The sequence below is a fragment of the Reinekea marinisedimentorum genome (genome assembly GCF_004341165.1).
In the GTDB taxonomy this organism is placed as follows: domain Bacteria; phylum Pseudomonadota; class Gammaproteobacteria; order Pseudomonadales; family Natronospirillaceae; genus Reinekea; species Reinekea marinisedimentorum.
This window is the reverse complement of record NZ_SLZR01000014.1, coordinates 1-19,240: the sequence shown is the minus strand read 5'-3', so window position 1 is coordinate 19,240 and position 19,240 is coordinate 1. Positions and strand designations below refer to the sequence as shown.

Here is a 19,240-nt window from a genome sequence, read left to right as displayed (position 1 = left end):
CAGCCTGGAAGGAATTTTGAACAAGTCCCGAACGGGTTGTCTGTAAAGCGGCAAGGCAGGGTTTTTTCAATAAATAAACCCACCTTGATTTGAATCAAATTCGAAACCGGCCAGTTTCGCGCAGAGGTTCTGGCCGGTTTTGAAGGGATATCAGGCAGTTTTAGCCAGTGGGCTGCGCTTCTTAACCTGCCATTGGTTCAGCAGCAGTGAGGAGACAATGATCGCCGCGCCGATGGCCAGGCGGAAGAGGTCTGCGTCGCGGTTCCAGATCACGACATTAACCAGAATGCCGGCCGGAATCAGCAGGTTGTTTGCAACCGCCAGCGCGCCAACGTTGACTATCGTTGCACCCTTGTTCCAGAAGAAGTAGCCAAGGCCGGAAGCCACCGTGCCCAGGTAGATCAGAATGCCCCATTGTAAACCGGTGGTAGGCAGTTTTTCCGGGTTGCCGAACAGAGCAAAGGCAACGATTGCAACCAAAAGTGCGCCGAGGAAAAACCAGCCAAATACGGTGGATTGGCTTAGCGACTGCACCTGAGTGGAGATCAATCGCTTATAGCTTACCTGGCCAATGGCAAAACACAGGTTTGCCATTTGCACCAGGAAGAACCCGAATAAAAAGCCGGAATCGATACCGTTGTAGCGAATGGCAACTGCACCGAGCACGGCAATGGCAGCATAGAGAAAGAAGCTCGGGTTGAACTTTCTTTCGGCAGCATCGCTGAACAGAGTGACATAAACAGGCGTCATCACCGTAAACAACAGTACTTCAGGCACTGAGAGATACAGGAACGACTGATAGTAAAAGCAGTACATCAGCCCCAGTTGAATGGCACCGATAGACATCAGCTTCAGCGCGGTCTTCATGGGGACGCTCTTCGGCTTAAGCATGGGGGCAAAGACCAGCGCTGCCAGTGCCGTGCGTGTCAGAACGGAAAACCAGCCATCCACCTGGCCGGCCAGATAAACCCCGATAAGACTGAAAGAGAATGCCCACAGGCAGGTAACACCAATGAGATAAGCCACAAGAATGCCTCCGAAAAATAGAAAGTAGAAATTTTGCCGGCATCATATCAGTGCTGGTAAGGCTATCCAATATGGTAATTTTACTAGTGGGTGTTTTTTAATCTAAAAGAGGCCGATATTAGGGGGGTAGCGATGAAAATTTTGGTGAGGTGTTGTTTTTTGATGGGCCGAGAGTCCGTTTTCAGCGCTCGTACGCGCAAAACTTAGGCGTTTGCAGGCCAGTATTTGGGATTGTTGTGCGCGGAGCCGGCAAATTCATTCGGTGTTAGTTTCTGTGCAGTGTTTTTTAACACTGTATGTTAAATTTACAGTCTATGTCGGCAGCCTGCTGTAACTCACCTGAAGGAAATGAGATGGACGCGCATTCACTGATCTTTGATTTTTGGTTACGAATGAAGACCAATAACTTCCGGTTGGCGGCCGAGCTGCTGGCCGAAGAGTATGTGTGTTACTGGCCAATGTCGAATGAGGTGATACGCGGAAAGGAAAACTTTATCGCGGTTAACGAGTTCTATCCGTCTGACGGCATCTGGCGTTTCGATGTTCAGGATATTATCGCCGAAGGTGAGCGTGTTGTTTCAGATGTAATCATCACCGATGGCAAAGTAAAAGCGCGGGTGATCAGCTTCCATACAGTCCGCAACGGGAAGATTGTTCAGCAGAAAGAGTTTTGGCCGGAGGAATACGAGCCGCCGGAATGGCGCCGGAAATGGTCGGATCGAACCTGAAACTCAATGGATTGCGAGAAAGCCCCGGGTTTACGCAGGGCTTTAAGCTAAGGTCGGTCAGTCGAGAATAGTGAAGACTTCTTCTTCCGGCAGGCGTGACTTAGGCAGGTTGGCGTTAAAGTCTGATTCCGCGCGGTAACCGAAGGAGACCACACCCACAGCGGTGAAGCCTTTCTCCAGCAGTCCGAACTCTTCATTCAAGGCCGGCAGGCTGACGCCTTCCATTGGAACGGCATCAACGCCGATGGTTGCAGCGGCCAGCAGCAGTGAACCCATATTCAGGTAAACCTGCTTTTGCATCCAGTGATCCATGTCTTTGAGTTGATCACGGTGAATGCCGACAAACTTAACGCGGCCGGCATTCACGGTTTCTTTGAACGATGGGTCGGCAAAGCGGCCGTCTTCATCTTCAATTTCCAGAATGTGTTCAATGTAGTCATCGTCAATGCTGGTTCGGGCAGCGAGCAATACCACATGAGAGGCGTTGAGAATTTTAGGAGCGTTGAAGGCGAATGTGCCTTCTGTACCCTTGGCCATGCGGCTTTTGCCTTCTTCGCTGGAGGCAATAATAAAATGCCAGGGCTGGCTGTTCACGCTGGATGGCGCATAGCGCAGGGCGTCTTTAATCTGGGCAAAATCTTCCGCTGAGATCTTCTTATCGGCATCGAATTCTTTAGTGGAATAACGTGTTTTGACGATTTCACTTAAGTTCATTGGTGGCTCCCATTATCAGGTAGGCTGCTTATTGTTTGAAGGGTCTATAATAGAGGCGCCTTGAGCAATAACAAGAGCCGGCCAAAAGTCATTACTCAAGGTATACGACTGTTATTCCATCGCTCTTTATGGATCAATAGGCGGCTTTAAATAGTTTTAACCTAAAAGCAGGTATTGAGTTTATGGGAATGAAGGTTCTGTGCAGGGTCGGCTTGCTGGCCGTGATCGTGTTCATCAGCAGCTGTGCCAACAAGCAGGTGGTATTAACACCGGTAGAACCTTTCAATGCAGAACAGGAGCACATTAACCTGCTGACTGTTTCGACCCGAATGGAGACCGACGAGGGCGGCGTGCTTTACAACGGTGAGCGGGCAGAAGGATTTACGATCAAGGCGGCGACCGTGGCTATCCCATTGGAGCATCAGCTCGGTGAGTTCAGCTATTCACGCAAAGGCACGCCAGACTTGAGCAAAGACTTTGCGGTGACGCAAATACAGTCTCTGCAGCCCGGTGAAGTTCCGGATTGGTTTTCTGAAGAACAGCATACCAATAAGCTGTTTATCTTTGTTCATGGCTTTAATGTGCATTACGGCACGGCGCTGTACAGCCTGGCGCAATTGAGCTACGACTTAAAAGTAGAGGCCATGCCGGTGCTGTTCAGCTGGCCTTCTCGCGGTAAGTTGAACTCCTATCTGTACGATAAAGAAAGCGCCACCATTTCGCGTGATACGCTGGAGATGCTGTTGCAGATGGCTGCCGACAGCGACGATATTGACGAGATCGCCATTCTTGCGCACTCAATGGGCAGCTGGTTGACGGTCGAGGCGTTACGGCAGATGGCAATACGCAACGATGGCAATGTGAACCCCAAGATTACCAACGTCATTCTGGCATCACCGGATATCGGCGTGGACGTTTTTAGATCTCAGATGAGTGCCCTAACCGGCACCCGGCCATTCTTCACCATTGTTATTTCATCCGACGATAAAGCACTGAGCTTGTCGAGAATTCTGGCGGGTGACGCTGATCGCCTGGGTGCGATTGATGTTAATGAGGAAAAATACCGTCAAATCATGCAGACCAATGTAGAAGACCTGTTGGTCATTGATTCAACGGAGTTGAAAACCCGGGACAAGACAAGGCACTTAAAGTTTGCCGAAAGCCCGTTGGTATTATCGACCGTCAGCGACACCATCAACGATCTGGAAGAGGAACGTTTAACGCTCAATCTGGCCGATTCGATTCTGTTGTCGCTTTCTCAGAGCCTGGAACGGGTGGAGGTTCTATCTGCCGGAGTCAAATAGCAACGCAAGGGCAGCCTTTAAGGCCGCCACTTGGGTGTTTCTCCGGTATCTTCATTTAATGGCTTGTTGTACTGGTCGCGTTGTTCGCTGTAGTACCAGACTGTTTCCGGGAAGTAGCTCCGGTATTCCGGAAATACCTTGGCAAATTCGGCCCGGCAGGGTTCGGTAAAGTCAGATTCGGTAATGCCGTTGTAGTTTTCCAGGCAGCACTGTACCAACCGGTCAAAAAAGTGGCCACCGATGAACTTATCAAAGGTAATACTCTGGAAGGCGCTGTCTTCCATGCGGTTGTAGTCGTTCAGTTTTTCATTACTTAAGTTCAGCTCTGCCCGGCGGCGCAAATCGATACCGACGCTCAAATCACGGTGCACGATACGGGTGATGGTGTTGTTGGTATCCAACTCGAGCAAAACATTTTGACCGTGCGGCTCGAGCATGTAGCCAAAGGCTTTAAAGCATTCCAGCCAGTGGCGAATAATTGGCAGCATGATGTTTTCCAGCACATAACCGACCGGCTCGGAGTCTGCTATTAATGAGACCAACAGGGGCGCTTCACCTTCTGTATTGCAGTCTTCACCATACAGAGCAAAGCCCGGTACAAGGCTGCGTTGCTCTCTGACTTTAGGGAAGGGCGCCATATCGCGGACAACAAAGCCCCAGTTTTCCGGGCGCTGGTTGGCGGCATCGGTTTCCTTCACGGTAATGCCGATGACTTCGCGTAAAAAGGCGAAGTCTGCCGGCAGCTTACGGATGTTCTGTTCCATCTCTTCAGAAACCACCACAGCCTGCTCAACGACCTCATCGCGCATTTTGCGGGTGTAGCGGCTGACTTTAAAAGGAAAGTGCACCTTCACCGCATGCGGAACATCGTCAACTACAAAGAGCGTGCGCGTAGAAGAGCTTGGGATGACCGCCTGAGAGGTTTCGTTCAGCGCGGATGCCCGGATCGACTTTAAGTAAGGATCTTCAGGGTACTGTTCAAGCACCTGCGGGTGTACATGAAAGTTGACGGTGTTTCCATTTAAAAAGCGCTGCAGTAAATCTTCATCCGGGTTGGCCATATAGACATTAACGGCACTTGTTGGCAGTTCATAAACCTTCATATTGAACTGATCATTCTGGGATTCCGGCTGATAGCTGGCGGCGGCCTCTGTAAACTCAGAGTGCTTGCTGTAAGTGCGTGTGCCTTTGTTTCGGTAACGCTCAAGATAGTAAAGGCTGGGTAGCTGCATACTCGGTACTTCTTTTAGAGATTTAATTGAACGGTAACCATACCGAAAGGAGAACAATACTCAATAAGTAGTATGACTATTTTTGTTCAGGATTGATTTTTCTGCCAAAATCTCCACAGTGCTTATTCTCCTCAATTCCGCTTACTGAGCGCCGGCGGGTCTGCATTGATTTTATCCCTAGCCTGAACTCTGCTTAGTTTTGATCAATTAAGGAATCTCCATGGATTCAAATCTTGTCTGTAATATCAGCCCGGTTGCCGGCAGCCTGGAAGAATCTGCCATTAGGGCGATTGCGAACTTTGGCATGAGTCAGCCTGGTGTAACGCCTTTATGGTTTGGTGAGTCAGATATCAGTACTCCGGATTTCATCAGCCGGGCGGCCATTGAAAGCCTGAATAAAGGCGAGACACTCTATACCCCGAATAATGGTCTGCCGGCATTGCGTGAAACGCTGGCGGATTACCAGAACCGACTGTTTAGCCGAAGCTTCAGTGCGGAAAATATTGTTGTAACGCTGTCCGGTACCAATGCGGTCATGCTGGCAGCGCAAACCATTGTTAAGCCGGAAGATCGCGTTGTGGTATTGTCGCCGGCTTACCCTGTTTTGACGGCAATTCCCAGGTTGCTTGGTGCCGAGGTTGTCGAGTTTCCGTTGAGCGCCGCCGGTGGCAGTTATCAGTTGGATATCGATGCACTGCGTACAGTGCTGAAAGGGGCCAGAGCGTTAATTATTAACTCGCCCTGTAACCCGACCGGCTGGATGGCCAGTGATGAGCAGATTCAGCAGCTAACCGCGCTGTCGCGTGAGTTGGGTTTCTGGATTATTTCCGATGAGGTGTATAACCGCCATGTCTATCAGCAGAGGTGCGCGCCATCGTTCTGTTCACACATGAGTGAGTCTGACACCATTATTGTCTGCAACAGTTTTTCCAAAGCCTGGTGCATGACCGGCTGGCGTTTGGGCTGGCTGACGGTGCCAAAAGCGGTACGACCCACCATCACCAAGCTGATTGAGTTTAATGTCTCCTGCGCGCCAGCGTTTGTGCAGGCCGCAGGGATTGCCGCAATCGAAAAAGGCGAGGTGTTTCTGCAGCAAACGGTTGAGCGCTTTCGTGTTTCCCGCGAGATGACGCAACGTGCTTTAACCGGCATTCGCGGTGTGACTCTGTATGAAACACCCGCGACCTTTTATGCATTTCTAAAGGTCGAGGGTTTGGCAGATAATAGCCAACCCTTTATTCTGGACATGATTGAAACGGCCAAAGTTGGCGTTGCACCCGGTGAAGCCTTTGGTAAAGCAGGGCGCGGACACTTGCGGGTTTGCTATGGTGCCAATCATGACGCTTTGCAAAACGCCTTGCATCGACTGCGTAACTTCCTGTTAGCCCGTTAGCGATTTAAACCTTGTTTTTCGAACCCATTCTAAGGCACTTATGTTAAATCAAGTTGTAGGCATACTGTTTCCGATTTTCTTTATTGCGTTTATCGGTTTTGCCATTGGCCGTTGGCTGAAACCCGATCTCAGCGCCATGAACCGATTGAATATGGATGTATTCTGCCCGGCACTGGTGTTTTCATCGCTGGTGGCCATTCCGCTGGATATATCGCAGGTACCGTTGTTCAGTGCTGCATTGGTCGCGGTGCTGCTGCCCGGCTTACTGATGATTCCGATCAGCAAAGTTCTGAAATTAAATTACCGAACCTGGGCACCGCCAAATATGTTTCGTAACAGCGGTAACCTGGCCATTCCGCTGTTTACCTATACCTTTGGTGACGTTGCTTTAGCCGCAGCCATTCTGCTGTTTGTTGTCTCCACTGTTCTGCATGCCAGCCTGGGTTTATCCATTTTGAGTAAAGGTAATCCGTTCCGTCAGCTGGTTAAAATGCCGGTATTTTTAGCATCGGTGCTGGCATTGGCGTTAGATATTGCTCATGTCGATGTTTGGCAACCGCTCATCGACGGAACCGCCTTGCTGGGCCAGGCCGCTGTGCCGATTATGTTGATTTCTCTGGGTGCGCAGATGTGTAACATCAGGGTCAGTGGCATTAAAGCGGGGTTAATGGGTACCGGGCTTTCGTTGCTCACCGGCGCGGTATCGTTATTGGTGATCTGGTTGTTTATACCCTTGCCAAGCATGCAGATTCAGATGATGGTGCTGTTTACCATGCTGCCGCCAGCGGTGATGAATTATATGTTCGCCGAGCGCTTCAATATTGAGCCGGCAAGTGTGGCATCCGTCGTGCTGGTCAGTAATTTGTTGACCGTTGTTACGTTGCCGCTGGTACTGTTGCTGGCGTTGCGGCTGGGTTAAAAAATGGCAAATACCAGCGCGGCTTCAAAGGCGTGTCTGGTGCGCCCTTCTTCATCTTCTTCTGTTGATATCTCAGCCTTCAGTGCCGCCTTATTTGAAAAATCCCAGCGGCTGCCAATGATGGCAAAGGGTGACACGGAATCGTCATTACCAAAGTCGAGTTCGCGGTTATAACCCAAGCTGACATGGGGGGTGAACGCACCGATGTTCTTCGCAACCGACAGCATCACCGGCTGCCTAATTCCATAGCGATCGCCCAGATCTCTAAGGTCAACACTGGTGATTTCGGCTAAAATCAGCCAGTCGCCGGCCTCGGCTTTCAGTGCAAAATCCCAGCTTTTCAGGGTGCCTTCGATAACCTGAGTTTGGTTTGCTGGCCCCGGCCCCGGCCCCGGCCCCGGCCCCGCAGGTCGGTTCACTTCAAATTGCTCATCAAACGCAAAATAAGCCACAGTCGCCGTTAGCCACTGGTAGCTGGCGGAGAGACGGCCTCCCCAGATTTGGCTGTACTGCTTACCGATATCGTTTTCGGAATCCGGCTCTTCGCCATAAACCAACTGGGATGAAAGGTAGACCGCACCGGCATCAAAGCTGTTGAGCAGGCTCACACCGTTAAAACTGTTAAAGGGTGCGTTGTAAAGTTGCCCGGGAGCATTGATCCAATGGTAGGCATAGGAAATCAATAGTTGATCTGAATAGGCATAGTGCGGCATGCGCTGGCGGCCAGCCTGCAGCTGCCAGTGGTCGTTAAACCGATAGCTTAAAAACGCCCAGGTGAGGTCGGCATCGATATTATCCGCGTCATCCCAGCCTCGCTCGGCATCTACCGTGGCTTGCACAACGGCATCGAGGTTGCCGTAAATGTCGGCAAACAGCTGACCGCCAATAAAGGTGTTGGGTGCCAGAGAAAAGCTGTCTGAATATCCGTCCGCAGAACCGAAGCTGCCGGCAGAATCGCCATCGGCAATGCCAAGCGCCAGGGTGCCAAAGCCGGAGAGGTTAACTTCTGCTGTTGTCAGTGATGAAAAAAATAAAATAAAACAAGTAAACGGAATGTTGCGCAGCATGCAGTCTCAGTAAAAATGGTCAGAAAGTGATTATTCGAATCACCAGAGTCTTTTGTAGTCCCTAATTTATTTGTCGATGTGTTTGAACCACAGTCTCAACCGGTATTGGTTTCAGTATAGAAACAAAGTGAGCTATGGCGAGCAGAAACCTCATCGCTTAAGTTAAGACTTGTTGACCGGTGGTCTGTCAGAACTGTCGTTTGGTCAATATTTTGGCGTGGTGATGGCATTTAACTTGTTCTTGCCCGCGGTGCATTACGCTTCTGCCGCTTTCCGTTTCCTGTAAAAGGGGCACGATATAAAAGGCATGTACTCAGAGCCGGGGAATAAACTGGACGCAAAAAAGGCCGCAAATGTGCGGCCTCTATTTTTAAATTAACAGCTGAGGTTAATTAAAGTTTTATCACTGCAGATCTAAAACTACAGATCAATAACTACAGGTCAATAGCAACAACGTCACCGTCGATTGTCAGTTCCAGCTTGTTACCGTCCAGTTTGTAAGTCACATCTGCTTTTTCGCCTGCTTTGCTTGGTACCAGCAGGGTCAAAATGTTGTGTTCTTTAGCCGGTTTAAACTTGGCTTCAACGTGGCGGTGGATTTCCATGTCTTTGTATTCAGCCGGATCAACTTCACCGAAGCCTTCTACGTTTTCGATAGACGCCAGGTTGCTGGTGCAATCGTTGATGAACAGAACATCCAGAGTGGCGTTTTCACCAATGATCTTGAAGCTGTTTTCAGCGGTTTCAGTTGCGAACGTGGTATGCATGTTCCAGGTCAGGTCTTGTTCAACCTTCATGGTCGCGGTATCGCGAATCACAAATACCTTACCTTTGGCGAACCAGATTTTACGCTTGTAGCTTTCAAGCTCTGGGTTGAAGAACTGGTAAGAAGAAGTCGCATCACCTTCAACAAACTTAACGTCGGCTTCGGTGTTGTAGTCAACGATGTTGCCGCCGGCTTCAATGCAGTAGCGATCCTGGTGACCTTCAAACTTAGACGAGGTGTTCTCCGCATACTGACCTTTACCATCGAACAATGGCAGGTTTTTCGCGAAGGTTTGACGACGCCATTTCAGGTGCATATCCACACCAAAGCCGCCGTAGTAGCCCGTGATTGCCGCCAGAGTGTCGCCATAGGCGTGCAGGGTGAAGGCGTTCTGGTCACCATGAGAGTGACTGATAGAGCCGAACGGGCTGCACTTGTAAACCATGTGCACGTGCTCGTCACGCTTGGTCATGTTGCTGTGGAAAGCGGCCCAACCGGTGATCGGGAATACCTTCAGCAGAGGATCATTAGAAGGTGCCACTTCCGGCATGTCGTTCCACAGGTAGTCGAAGCGCAGATCGTCGTAACCGAAATCCCACCAGCCGTAGTTGTAGAACTTGGTGTGTGCTTCGGTATCGCGGCCTTTCAGCTGGTTGTAGTACCAGATGTATTCCGGCTTGTTGTTCACACCCGCGTAGTGCTTGATGTTGTAAGCCAGTTTTAAGCCCGGGAAGTCGCCGATGGATGACTGGTCACAGAAGCTCGCACGCTTGGAGTGAACCGGCATGCAGTACAGCGGGAAGTCACCGGTGTTTTTGTAGAATTCTTTGTTGAACATGTTGATGCTGGTGTAGCTCTTGATCAGGTCAAATGCTTCACCCAGGAACGCCATTTGGGTGTTCCAGTAATCCGGGCCTTCTGCCCAGGCACCGTCGTTACCACCCCAAGGCGGGTAATGCACCGCGTAGTATTCAATGGAGTATTCCATGTATTCACGGGCTTTCGGGAATTCGTTGTACAGTGCGATACAGGTCGGCACAACTGCAGAAGAAATAGAGCGCACACCGTGGCTGTTCAGCGGGTTGGCTAACAGGTCTACGGTGACTTTCAGGTGGTGCATAATTTCTTCAAGGCGTTCGATCAGCACATTACGAATTTGAGCGCGCTCTTCTTCGCTGAAGTAGCTGTACAGCCAGTCGTAACCCCAGGCCATCGCTGCGATGACGCGGAACGCGGCTTCATCGTTATAGCCACGCGAGGTAACGCCTTCCGGGTCGTAAGTAGAGAGCTTGAGTGTCCAGGCTTTGGCTTTGGCGATGATGTCTTCATCGTTCAGCATAATACCGGCAATAGACAGGTTACGGGTGGCGTTGAACGCCATTTGGCACTGAACGTACATTTCACGCCAGTATGGGCGCCACAAAGAAGCTTTGCCAACGGTCTCTTCCGGGTAAGCCTTCGGCTCATCGTATGGTTCGGTATCCATGAACTTGTTGGTGGAGTTGTTCATGAAGGCATCGAACTTACAGAACGTCGGATCGTTTTTCAGGTTGGCGCGGAACGCTTCAACATCTTTTGCCTGAACCAACAGGCGGGGGTGCGCTGTTGGCAGGTTATCAAGGAAGGTCAGGTCGACTTCGGTCTGCTGCACTTTAACCGGCATGCAGTCTACAAGGTTACCTGCCGACTTATCGTTTTCGAGCTTTATCTTTTTTATGGCGTCAAAAGACTTGTCACTGGACATTTATGGCCTCGATTGATGGGTGTGTGGATTGAAAGCATTAAATAATACAATAAGACCACCACCAAGCAGAAGCCTGAGGTCAATAAATGTCCTGATTTGGTGCCTCAGCTGATTAACGGAATCCCAATCAGCTTGCCATGCAGGTAGAAAATAAAGGCCGCGGTGAGCGCAAAGCCCAGAATGACCGCGATCAGGTCATTCAGTTTGCTGACCGGCGCACCCGGTACAGGGCGTGGCGTACGCCGTTTCAGCGAGGCACGGTCAATGCCGGCCCACAATAAAATAGCACCAAACAGGACGATATCAGCCAGCATGCCATTCACCAGAAGGTGCGCCAGTGCCCACAGCTTTACGCCGAGCAATTGCGGGTGTTTGGTGATCTGTTTGATTTTGCCGGGAAAGTAGGGCGCAACAAACAGGATAAAGGCCGGCAGCATCAGCAGGTAGGTTACATGACGAAAGCCATAGGGCAGCTGATAGATAAAGGTGGGGGTCAGGCGCACCTGGCCGTAACCGATGGCTATCAGGGCTATACCGGCGAGCGAGATAAGCGCGTAAACCGCCTTCCAGCCCAGCTCGCTTTTAGCCGCCATGCGGTTGCGGAAGTCTTCAGCGAAGATAGATACAGAATGAATACCGAGAAACAGTACCAGCCCTGCAATTAACAGAATCATGTGCTTAGTCCTTATATTGAATGGATGCCACCTTAGCGGTATCGGTGACAGTTTGGCTACCGCTATTCGAACAATTTTCGCTATTTCGGTATCACCCTGTAAAGGCGGCCGTTGTTATCATCGGTAACAAAATAGAGCGCACCATCCGGGCCCGTTTCAACATCACGGATGCGCTGCTTTAATTCGGTGAACAGCTTTTGCTGAGTGCCAAAGCTGCCATCCTCGTTTATATCAATATGCCGAACCTGCCGGCTGACCAGCCCGCCAAGAAATAAATCGCCCTGCCAATTCGGGAACAGGCTGCCGTTGTACTGGGTAAACCCGGAGGGCGCAATGGAAGGTACATAGTGCACAATCGATTGCTGCATGCCAGGCTTTTCGGTGAACAGTGAAATGGGCGCGCCGGAATAGTCGATGCCGTAGGTAATCTCTGGCCAGCCATAGTTTTTGCCCTTTTGCAGCCGGTTGATTTCATCGCCGCCTCTGGGGCCGTGTTCATGCAGCAGCACATCTCCGCGTTCGGTAAGGATTAGACCCTGCGGGTTGCGATGGCCATAGCTGTAAATTTCCGGCAGTGCCCCACGGGTGTTCACGAACGGATTGTCGTCCGGAATGCTGCCGTCATCATGCAGGCGTACCACCTTCCCCAAGGTGTTATCCAGCTTCTGCGCCTGCTCTTTATAGCTGTAACCCTCGCCCAGCGTTAGCAGCAGGGTGCCATCGGGTAAAAACAGGATGCGCCCGCCATAATGAGCAGAGCTTTTACTGAGTGGCCGCCCGTAAAAAAGCTGTTCCAGCTGTTCCAGACGTGCGGTTTTCTGTGTGGTGTCTATAACCAGCTTTGCTCGTGCCAGTGCAGTGGTGTTGCCACTGCGGGAGCCGCTGGAATAAGAAAAGTAGATCAAACGGTTACGGCTAAAATTGGGGTGTAATGCAACATCGTGCAAGCCGGCCTGGCGGCTGGTATAGATCTCCGGCAATCCGGAAACACTGATCTTTTGCCCGTTGAGCAGAACCGTTAAGCCCTGGTCGCGCTCGGCCAGCAGGAAGTTGCCACCCGCTAAGAATGCGATGGATGACGGGTGGTTCAGGCCATCGGTTATTTCTTCCAAGCGATAATTAACGGTTGCTTCAGTAACATCACCGATTGCCGTTGAGCGCTCCGTTTCAGCGCCTGCACCGGCAAAGCTGAACAATGATATGAACAGTGTCGTGGTAAGTGGGTTTAGTCTGCGCATTATAAGTTTCCTGTCACCGTATAGGCCTCAACAAGATGGTAGCTGATGCGGTCTAAATGCCGGCTGACCCGCCGTAACCAGCGGATGGCCTCTAAGTGATCTGTCGCCTGGGTCATATCGATATCACCCTGGGCCAGCGACTTCATCACATCTTCCCGAAAACCTTCATGAACCGAATGGATATCGTGGTGCAATTTGTTGGCCTGTGCCGCAACCAGTAGCCATTCATGGTTCTTTAAATATTGATCAACCGCCTGAAGGGATTCCACCGTTAGACGCGAATAAGGTAAAAGAGTTTCGATATCCCGCGCGGTAACAGCGCGGTCTTCATCTTCTTCGCAACGCTCATGCAGGCGTTGCAGGTGATCCAGCACGTGGATGATAGCGATCAGTCTGGGCCACTGTGCTTCATCCTGTGGTGTTAAATGGATGTTATCGATGTAGTCCTGAGTTTTATCGAGGGTCTTCTGCATTTGCTTAACATCCATTCGCACGCCGGTAAGGCCGTTGGACAGCAGGTGTTCGGTATGTTGAAGCAGCGCGGAGAAGTCCGCTTGCGTGGCCAGTAACGAGGCATTCAATGCCAGCTCTGGCTGGCTGAGCAGAGAGGGGTCTAACATTTGCCCGTAGCTGCCTTGTTTTTCCGGTACCAGGCGCACAATCAACCGCTCGAAATGGTGCGTGAGCGGCACCGCTATCACGACGCCCAGAAAGTTAAAGCTGGTGTGAAAACCAACCAGGGCTATTTCGGCGTTTTCTATCAGCTGCCCGGGAGCCACCGCTTCCCAGAGCTTGCTGTAAGGGGTGATAAGGAGCAGTGCGCCAAAGCCGGTAAACAGGTTATAGATAACATGGGAGTAACCGGTGCGTTTGGCGCCGATGCTGCCGCCGATGGTGGCAAAGTAGGCTGTTACGGTGGTGCCGATATCCATGCCGATGACCAGCGCGGCGGCCTGCTCAAAATTGATCAGGCCAGTGAATAGGGCCGTTAGGGCCGATGCCACACCCGCGCTGGATGATTGCGTAACCAGGGTAAATATAATGCCCAGGAAGACTAACTGAATACGGGTCAACCACGAATCGGCCGGTAGATTGTTAAAGCTGAACAATGTTTCCAGACTGCTCATACCGGCTTGCAGGGTGTTGATGCCGATGAATATTACGCCCAGGCCTGCAAGTGCATAGCCAATAGCGGCAGCCGTTCCGCGGGTGAACAGTTTCAGTACCGCGCCAATGAAAATAACCGGCAGCAGCAGGGTGGCAATCTGTAATTTAAAGCCCACGAGAGCAACCAACCAGCCGGTGATGGTGGTGCCAATATTGGCTCCGAAGATAATGCCCAGGGCGGCAGGAAAGCTCAGAATTCCGGTACCGACAAAGCCGACTGCGGCAACGGTGGTTGCGCTTGAAGACTGCAGAATGGCGGTACTGATAGCGCCGGTTGCGGCACCGGACGCCGGTGAATGGGTGAACCGCATGAGCCATTGGCGAATGGTATTGCCGGCCAGCGAATGCAGGCCATCGGTCATAATGATCATGCCGATCAAAAACAGACCCAGCCCGCCCATAACCTGAATGACAATGGCAGTCGTGCTCACTTTCTGCCCCCTGCTGCTACCGCTGTTTCATTAAGTGTAGTTGAGGCAGGTGCGAACAAGAGCTTTAGGCTTTAAACTGCGGCTCAATTTAATTCATAGGGAAGGTCTGATGAAACGATTGATTCTTGTAACTTCGCCGCCGGCCAGTGGCAAAACCTACATTTCCAAACAGCTGGCCAAAGAACTGAAGCATGTGGTCTATCTGGATAAGGATACGCTGATCGTTCTTTCGCATCAGATATTCAAGGTGGCCGGCGTTGAGGTAAACCGCAGCTCAGACTTTTTCGAAGAGCACATCCGCAATTATGAGTACGATGCCACGCTAGCGCTGGCCATGGAAGCGCTGGAATACGACGATATCGTGCTCATTAATGCGCCCTTTACCCGGGAAATTCGTGATGAAGCGTTTATTAATAATCTGAAGGCGCAGCTGCAAGAAAAGAACGCCCGTTTAACGGTGGTGTGGGTTGAAACCGATGTTGCGGTGGTCAAAGAAAGGATGATTGCGCGTAACTCCCCGCGGGATACCTGGAAGCTGGCGAACTGGGATGAATACATTGCCGGTGTGAACTTTGAAATACCGGCCAGCATTGATGACCCGGATGTGGTGGATGATTTGCTGGTGTTTAAGAATTCCAGCCAGCAGGAGTATGACCAGTCGATGCGGGATATTCTGACGGTGCTGGAGAACAGCTAAACAGTCACTGGCCGGTATTGCGAGTTAAGCGTATCGGCCAAAACCACTTAACCATGCAGTTAAATTCTCTCATCTTCCACCTCATACAAACCGCCCAGCACCATATATTCCTGCTCGCCGGTTAGGGCACGCGGCAGTAACGAATCGAAACAGGCGATCTTCTGCAATGGAACCTGTACGGACACAATCTTTGTACCGAAACTCAATGCAGCATCCGGGTTGGATGTAAATGAATTTAAGTTATTGAACAGCTTGACGGTTCTGCCATCGATGGTGTGTTCCGGTAGCTGGTCACAGCCACGGTAGAGCGTTAGGTGGGTCTCTCCCGGATGATGATGGCGAAGCTCTATCTGGCAGTAGCTGTAAAGTAAGTCGAGCTGTGTTTCCAGTTCGTTGGTGTTGTACATGGCCTTTGCGCACTCCTGACGGAAGCGCATGTATTCGATGGTTTCCGGCCCGTGAATCGGCCCGCCATGATAGCGGGTGAGTAATCCAAACCTCGATTCTACCCAGGCGCGCCATGCCGCTCCCTGGCTGTTATCGGAGTCGAACAACCAGCCAAGTAACAGACGCCGGTAATTGATTTTAGGGCGCGGGGGCGGGTCGTCTTTAAAGCGTTCTTTGTACTTTCCTTCCGGCAGACGAAAACGGAAGGCCATAAATTCCCGAAAGTAATCGGCGCGGTTTTCGTGGTCGTCGGCCTTACTCAGCGCATCAAACAAATCCGGGTGGCGGTTGTGAATGGCGTCTATTTCCAGTGGTACGGGGTGGCGCTGAAAAGCCAGGCTGGCCAGAACCCGTGCCGGCACATTGCAGCGGTTGATGGGGAGTGCGATTTCATTTAAAAGTTCGGCTTCGGTGTTGTGAGCTACTTCGATAATTCGTTTTTTATTCATGCTCATAAATGGTCAGGCACTTGCCACCTTTTTCTTATTCGAGGGCGCTTGCTTAAGCAGGGCTTCTGCCAACGCTGTAATGTCTGCTTCCATGTGCAGGGCTTCAAGCCAGTCTTTGCGGATGGCCTGATAGCCATAGTAAGCGCCAGCCAGCTGCCCGGCAATGGCTGCGGTGGTATCGGCATCGTCACCCAGGTTGGCGGCGGCCAGAATACACTCGTCAAAACTTTCCGTTTGTAGGAAACACCACAGCGCGGCTTCCAGGCTTTCCACCACGTAACCCGTGCCGTTAATGCTGTCGTAGGGCTTCTCGAGGAAGTGCCCCAGCTTAATTTGCAGAAACTCATCGGTGGCGGGCTGGTAGTCAACCTCAGCGAATGCCTGCTTGGAGGCTCCGTTCAGCAGCTCGAGCAGAATGCCCGAAAGGTATTTACAGGCATCGATGCACAGCGGCGAGCCATGGGTGGTGCGGGAGCTTTCGCCGCCATAGTGCAGCGCCGCATGAGGTTGGAACTGGTAATAAACCGGAATGGGGGCCAGCCGCATAATAGAGCCATTGCCGGAGGTCCAGCTCGATTTGGGGCCGGAAAAGGGTTCGCCGGTTTTTTGGAAGCGGCGCAGTGCCGATGACACTGTGACACCCACATCAAAGCAGGTGCCAATACTGCTCAGGTAGCCGTTATCCAGCCAGTTGCAGTAGCGCTCCATTTGGTCGTGTGGCTCAAAGCCGTTGCATTCCAGCAGGCTGTAGCCCAGGCACAACGCCATAGAGGTATCGTCTGTCCAATAACCTTTTTTCAGGCAGAAGTGGCCGCCCCCGGTCATATCGGTGATGGGTTCAAAGGTGCCTCGTTTACGGAATTCCAGCGTGGTTCCCACGGCATCACCAATGGCAAGGCCGACCAGACACCCTCTGGATCTGTTCAGATTTGGCTGCATGACTTTTCCCTCCGCTAAGTTCGGATTGCCTCAGTTGTCAGCTAGCAGACAATTGTAAGCCCCAAACTCTGTAACAGCGGTTAGTTGCAAAATTGAAACCAGAAAGGGCGGCGTGGGTTAATACGCCTGGCGGAACTGAAACTTCTGTTGATACATGCTTTTATCGGCGTCATGCACAATGGTATCGAGCGTTTCGGTGTGCGTATCGGCAATGCGAACGCCGATAGAGAAGGAGAGGTTGTAGCGGCAATCATCAATCCAGATATCTTCGGCGATGGTGTGTTTTAAGCGCTGGCACAGGTTTTCAATGGCCTGTGTTGACGGTGGGGTTGCCATTAGAATGACAAACTCGTCGCCGCCCAACCTTGCTACAACATCCTGCTCTTTCAGGCAGGAGGTCAGTCTTTTAGTGAAAATCTTCAGAACCCGGTCGCCGGCTTTATGGCCAAAGCGATCGTTCACCTCTTTAAAGCGATCCAGGTCGATAAACAGGCAGCATATTGAGGTGTGCTTTTCAGACAGCTGCTTATAGGCTGCAGCCAGGCCGGTTCGGTTGAAGGTTTGGGTCAGTTCATCTTTCTGAATTTTTTCCTTCAACTCCATTGCCTCGGATACATCCACCAGATTCACTAGCTTCAGTTCTTTTGGGATAGTCAGGGCATTGGACACTGCCACCTGCAAATGTCGGCCGTTGAAAATCATCGTGCTGCACGGCTTTGAAACGCTGAAGTAATCGGACAGTTTTTTGTGCTGTAAGTCTTCGATAGTGGTCTCGAAAATGGACTCGGATTTTTTGTTGGCATAGACGATCTCCTGCCGTGCGTTGACCAGCAGGCTGGCATGCGGCATATCCTGCAGCAGTATTTCCAGCTGCTGGGTGAACTGGCGGTTGTTTGCGCGAACCCGTTGCAGCTGATGAACAATAAGCAGAAAGTCGATAAATACCAGGATGAACACAAATATCTGGGCCAGCCGTAAGGTGAAGGCTGTTTGGTTTGAAAGGTGTTCAGAACGAACGGTCAGGTCGTTCATCAGTTTAAGAATCAATTCGTTGTGGGTTTCAATGTATTGCTCCAGCACCGGTTTGGAATCATTCAGGGAGTTTTCATTCAGCTGAAAGACCGCATCATAGGTGGCCTGCCAGTAGGCGAAGACTTCATCGATGATGCTCAGGGATTCCTGATCATGCAGTGGCTGAAACTCAATGGTTTGGCCTTCCGGGGTGTACAGCTTACCGCCCTGTTTCAGCGCTATCAGAGTCTGGTGAAAGGTGTGGGTGTTGTTTTGCAGGCTGGTATAGCTTTCACCCAGTTTCGGCAGGTCGTTGCTGTAGATAATGAGAATATCTTTGGCGATGTTCTGCGAGAGCATTCGCTGACGACCGGTGACATTAATAATCAGGGCGTCGTGCTCCAGCTTTTTGGTCATGCGGACATTCAAAAACAGCAGTGTTAAGTCGAGCACGACAAAGGCTGATATAAGAAAAATCAGCGGCAGGCGCCCCAGATTGAGCCTCTTAACCCTCACGTTTACCCCACATTTAGTGATTTATTATTGTAGCTGTTGAAAATGAGCACGTATTACCTTAGCTCTATTATTGATCAGTGCAAGTCAATTTGACTCAAATAAGTAAATACAGTCGATAAGCCTGAAGATATAGGAAATTAGCATCAATCTGCGCTTCGCCCCGGCGTTTGCCAGCATAGCCTTTGTTCTGGATAGGTCGGTTGCCGAGGGTATTAAGGTTGTTACCCGGTAAATCTTGGCTATCTTATGTATACACATTGCATATGCAGTCCGGAGTGCCTTCATGACCCATACAGCTGAATTGAATGATAAGGTTGGGAGGAAGCTTAGTATCAAGTTTGAAGTGCGACACCGATAGTTATTTTCCATAGTACATTTCCTCCGGTGTTTTGTAGTCGTATCTTTTCCTGGGGCGGCTATTTAATTTATTTGCTATTACGTCGCATTGTTGTTGAGTTAGGCTTTCCATGCTCTGGATTTTCGGAAGGTATTGACGGATCAGCCCATTCACATTTTCGTTACTACCTCTTTCCCATGAGTGATAGGGGTTGGCAAAATAGAACTTGGTTTGGCATCGGGCTTCGATCATTTTGTATTGATGGAATTCTGTACCATTGTCCGCGGTTATCGTCTTAAAGTTAAGTGGGTCTCTGGCAATTAACCGGATAACTTTTTTGTTAAGTGATCTCGTTGATTTGTCAGCTAGCTTTCCTATCATGACCAGTCCGGTTTTACGCTCCAGTAGCGTAACAATACAGTGGTTGCTGCCACGGCCGTG

At 50.8% G+C, this 19,240-nt stretch carries 17 protein-coding genes; 5 read left to right on the top strand and 12 right to left on the bottom strand.

The window, feature by feature from the left end; genetic code table 11:
- Nucleotides 1–150: 150 nt before the first annotated feature.
- Nucleotides 151–1,026 (bottom strand): DMT family transporter, encoded by an 876-nt coding sequence (locus tag BCF53_RS14450; protein WP_132702605.1) that lies wholly within the window; start codon nucleotides 1,024–1,026, stop codon nucleotides 151–153.
- Between the two features lie 353 nt (nucleotides 1,027–1,379).
- On the opposite strand from BCF53_RS14450, the gene BCF53_RS14445 reads away from it, so the two are divergent.
- Complete coding sequence (locus tag BCF53_RS14445) at nucleotides 1,380–1,754, top strand: nuclear transport factor 2 family protein (RefSeq protein ID WP_132702603.1); 375 nt, start codon at nucleotides 1,380–1,382, stop codon at nucleotides 1,752–1,754.
- A gap of 57 nt (nucleotides 1,755–1,811) precedes the next feature.
- Here the strand turns inward: BCF53_RS14445 and nfsB are convergent, their stop codons facing one another.
- Nucleotides 1,812–2,468: an oxygen-insensitive NAD(P)H nitroreductase gene (gene nfsB, locus BCF53_RS14440; RefSeq protein WP_132702601.1), complete on the bottom strand. Its 657-nt coding sequence runs from the start codon at nucleotides 2,466–2,468 to the stop codon at nucleotides 1,812–1,814.
- 188 nt (nucleotides 2,469–2,656) lie between these two features.
- Here nfsB and BCF53_RS14435 point away from each other — a divergent pair, with 188 nt between their 5' ends.
- On the top strand, nucleotides 2,657–3,772 hold the full coding sequence (locus BCF53_RS14435; protein ID WP_165901928.1) for an alpha/beta hydrolase: 1,116 nt from the start codon (nucleotides 2,657–2,659) through the stop codon (nucleotides 3,770–3,772).
- A gap of 17 nt (nucleotides 3,773–3,789) precedes the next feature.
- Here the strand turns inward: BCF53_RS14435 and BCF53_RS14430 are convergent, their stop codons facing one another.
- The gene (locus BCF53_RS14430; RefSeq protein WP_132702597.1) at nucleotides 3,790–5,004 is read right to left on the bottom strand and encodes an IucA/IucC family protein; all 1,215 of its coding nucleotides are present in this window, start codon (nucleotides 5,002–5,004) and stop codon (nucleotides 3,790–3,792) included.
- Nucleotides 5,005–5,224: 220 nt separating this feature from the next.
- Here BCF53_RS14430 and BCF53_RS14425 point away from each other — a divergent pair, with 220 nt between their 5' ends.
- Both BCF53_RS14425 and BCF53_RS14420 read left to right on the top strand, forming a co-directional pair.
- Nucleotides 5,225–6,397, top strand: coding sequence for a pyridoxal phosphate-dependent aminotransferase (locus BCF53_RS14425; RefSeq protein WP_132702595.1), 1,173 nt, complete (start codon nucleotides 5,225–5,227; stop codon nucleotides 6,395–6,397).
- Nucleotides 6,398–6,437: 40 nt separating this feature from the next.
- The gene (locus BCF53_RS14420) at nucleotides 6,438–7,316 is read left to right on the top strand and encodes an AEC family transporter (RefSeq protein ID WP_132702593.1); all 879 of its coding nucleotides are present in this window, start codon (nucleotides 6,438–6,440) and stop codon (nucleotides 7,314–7,316) included.
- Here BCF53_RS14420 and BCF53_RS14415 read toward each other — a convergent pair.
- From BCF53_RS14415 to BCF53_RS14395, 5 genes are all read right to left on the bottom strand, one after another.
- Nucleotides 7,313–8,383, bottom strand: a complete 1,071-nt coding sequence (locus BCF53_RS14415; RefSeq protein ID WP_132702591.1) for a hypothetical protein — start codon at nucleotides 8,381–8,383, stop codon at nucleotides 7,313–7,315. The genes BCF53_RS14420 and BCF53_RS14415 overlap by 4 nt on opposite strands.
- Before the next feature lie 434 nt (nucleotides 8,384–8,817).
- On the bottom strand, nucleotides 8,818–10,893 hold the full coding sequence (locus BCF53_RS14410) for a DUF4962 domain-containing protein (protein ID WP_132702589.1): 2,076 nt from the start codon (nucleotides 10,891–10,893) through the stop codon (nucleotides 8,818–8,820).
- A 104-nt stretch (nucleotides 10,894–10,997) separates the two neighbouring features.
- Nucleotides 10,998–11,567: an NnrU family protein gene (locus BCF53_RS14405; protein WP_132702587.1), complete on the bottom strand. Its 570-nt coding sequence runs from the start codon at nucleotides 11,565–11,567 to the stop codon at nucleotides 10,998–11,000.
- An 80-nt stretch (nucleotides 11,568–11,647) separates the two neighbouring features.
- Nucleotides 11,648–12,805: a PQQ-dependent sugar dehydrogenase gene (locus tag BCF53_RS14400; protein WP_132702585.1), complete on the bottom strand. Its 1,158-nt coding sequence runs from the start codon at nucleotides 12,803–12,805 to the stop codon at nucleotides 11,648–11,650.
- A complete protein-coding gene (locus BCF53_RS14395; protein ID WP_207902749.1) occupies nucleotides 12,805–14,403 on the bottom strand; it encodes a Na/Pi cotransporter family protein in 1,599 nt (532 codons plus the stop codon). Before BCF53_RS14395 ends, BCF53_RS14400 begins: the two co-directional genes overlap by 1 nt.
- Nucleotides 14,404–14,512: 109 nt before the next feature.
- On the opposite strand from BCF53_RS14395, the gene BCF53_RS14390 reads away from it, so the two are divergent.
- Nucleotides 14,513–15,100, top strand: a complete 588-nt coding sequence (locus tag BCF53_RS14390) for a P-loop nucleotide/nucleoside kinase family protein (RefSeq protein WP_132702583.1) — start codon at nucleotides 14,513–14,515, stop codon at nucleotides 15,098–15,100.
- Between the two features lie 59 nt (nucleotides 15,101–15,159).
- Here the strand turns inward: BCF53_RS14390 and BCF53_RS14385 are convergent, their stop codons facing one another.
- The 4 genes from BCF53_RS14385 to BCF53_RS14370 all read right to left on the bottom strand — a co-directional run.
- The gene (locus tag BCF53_RS14385; RefSeq protein ID WP_207902748.1) at nucleotides 15,160–16,002 is read right to left on the bottom strand and encodes an NAD(+)--dinitrogen-reductase ADP-D-ribosyltransferase; all 843 of its coding nucleotides are present in this window, start codon (nucleotides 16,000–16,002) and stop codon (nucleotides 15,160–15,162) included.
- A gap of 6 nt (nucleotides 16,003–16,008) precedes the next feature.
- The gene (locus tag BCF53_RS14380; protein WP_132702579.1) at nucleotides 16,009–16,935 is read right to left on the bottom strand and encodes an ADP-ribosylglycohydrolase family protein; all 927 of its coding nucleotides are present in this window, start codon (nucleotides 16,933–16,935) and stop codon (nucleotides 16,009–16,011) included.
- A 117-nt stretch (nucleotides 16,936–17,052) separates the two neighbouring features.
- Complete coding sequence (locus BCF53_RS14375; RefSeq protein ID WP_132702577.1) at nucleotides 17,053–18,462, bottom strand: diguanylate cyclase; 1,410 nt, start codon at nucleotides 18,460–18,462, stop codon at nucleotides 17,053–17,055.
- Nucleotides 18,463–18,820: 358 nt separating this feature from the next.
- Nucleotides 18,821–19,240, bottom strand: a 420-nt coding sequence (locus tag BCF53_RS14370; protein ID WP_132702575.1) for an IS30 family transposase, incomplete at its 5' end; no start/stop codon positions are given.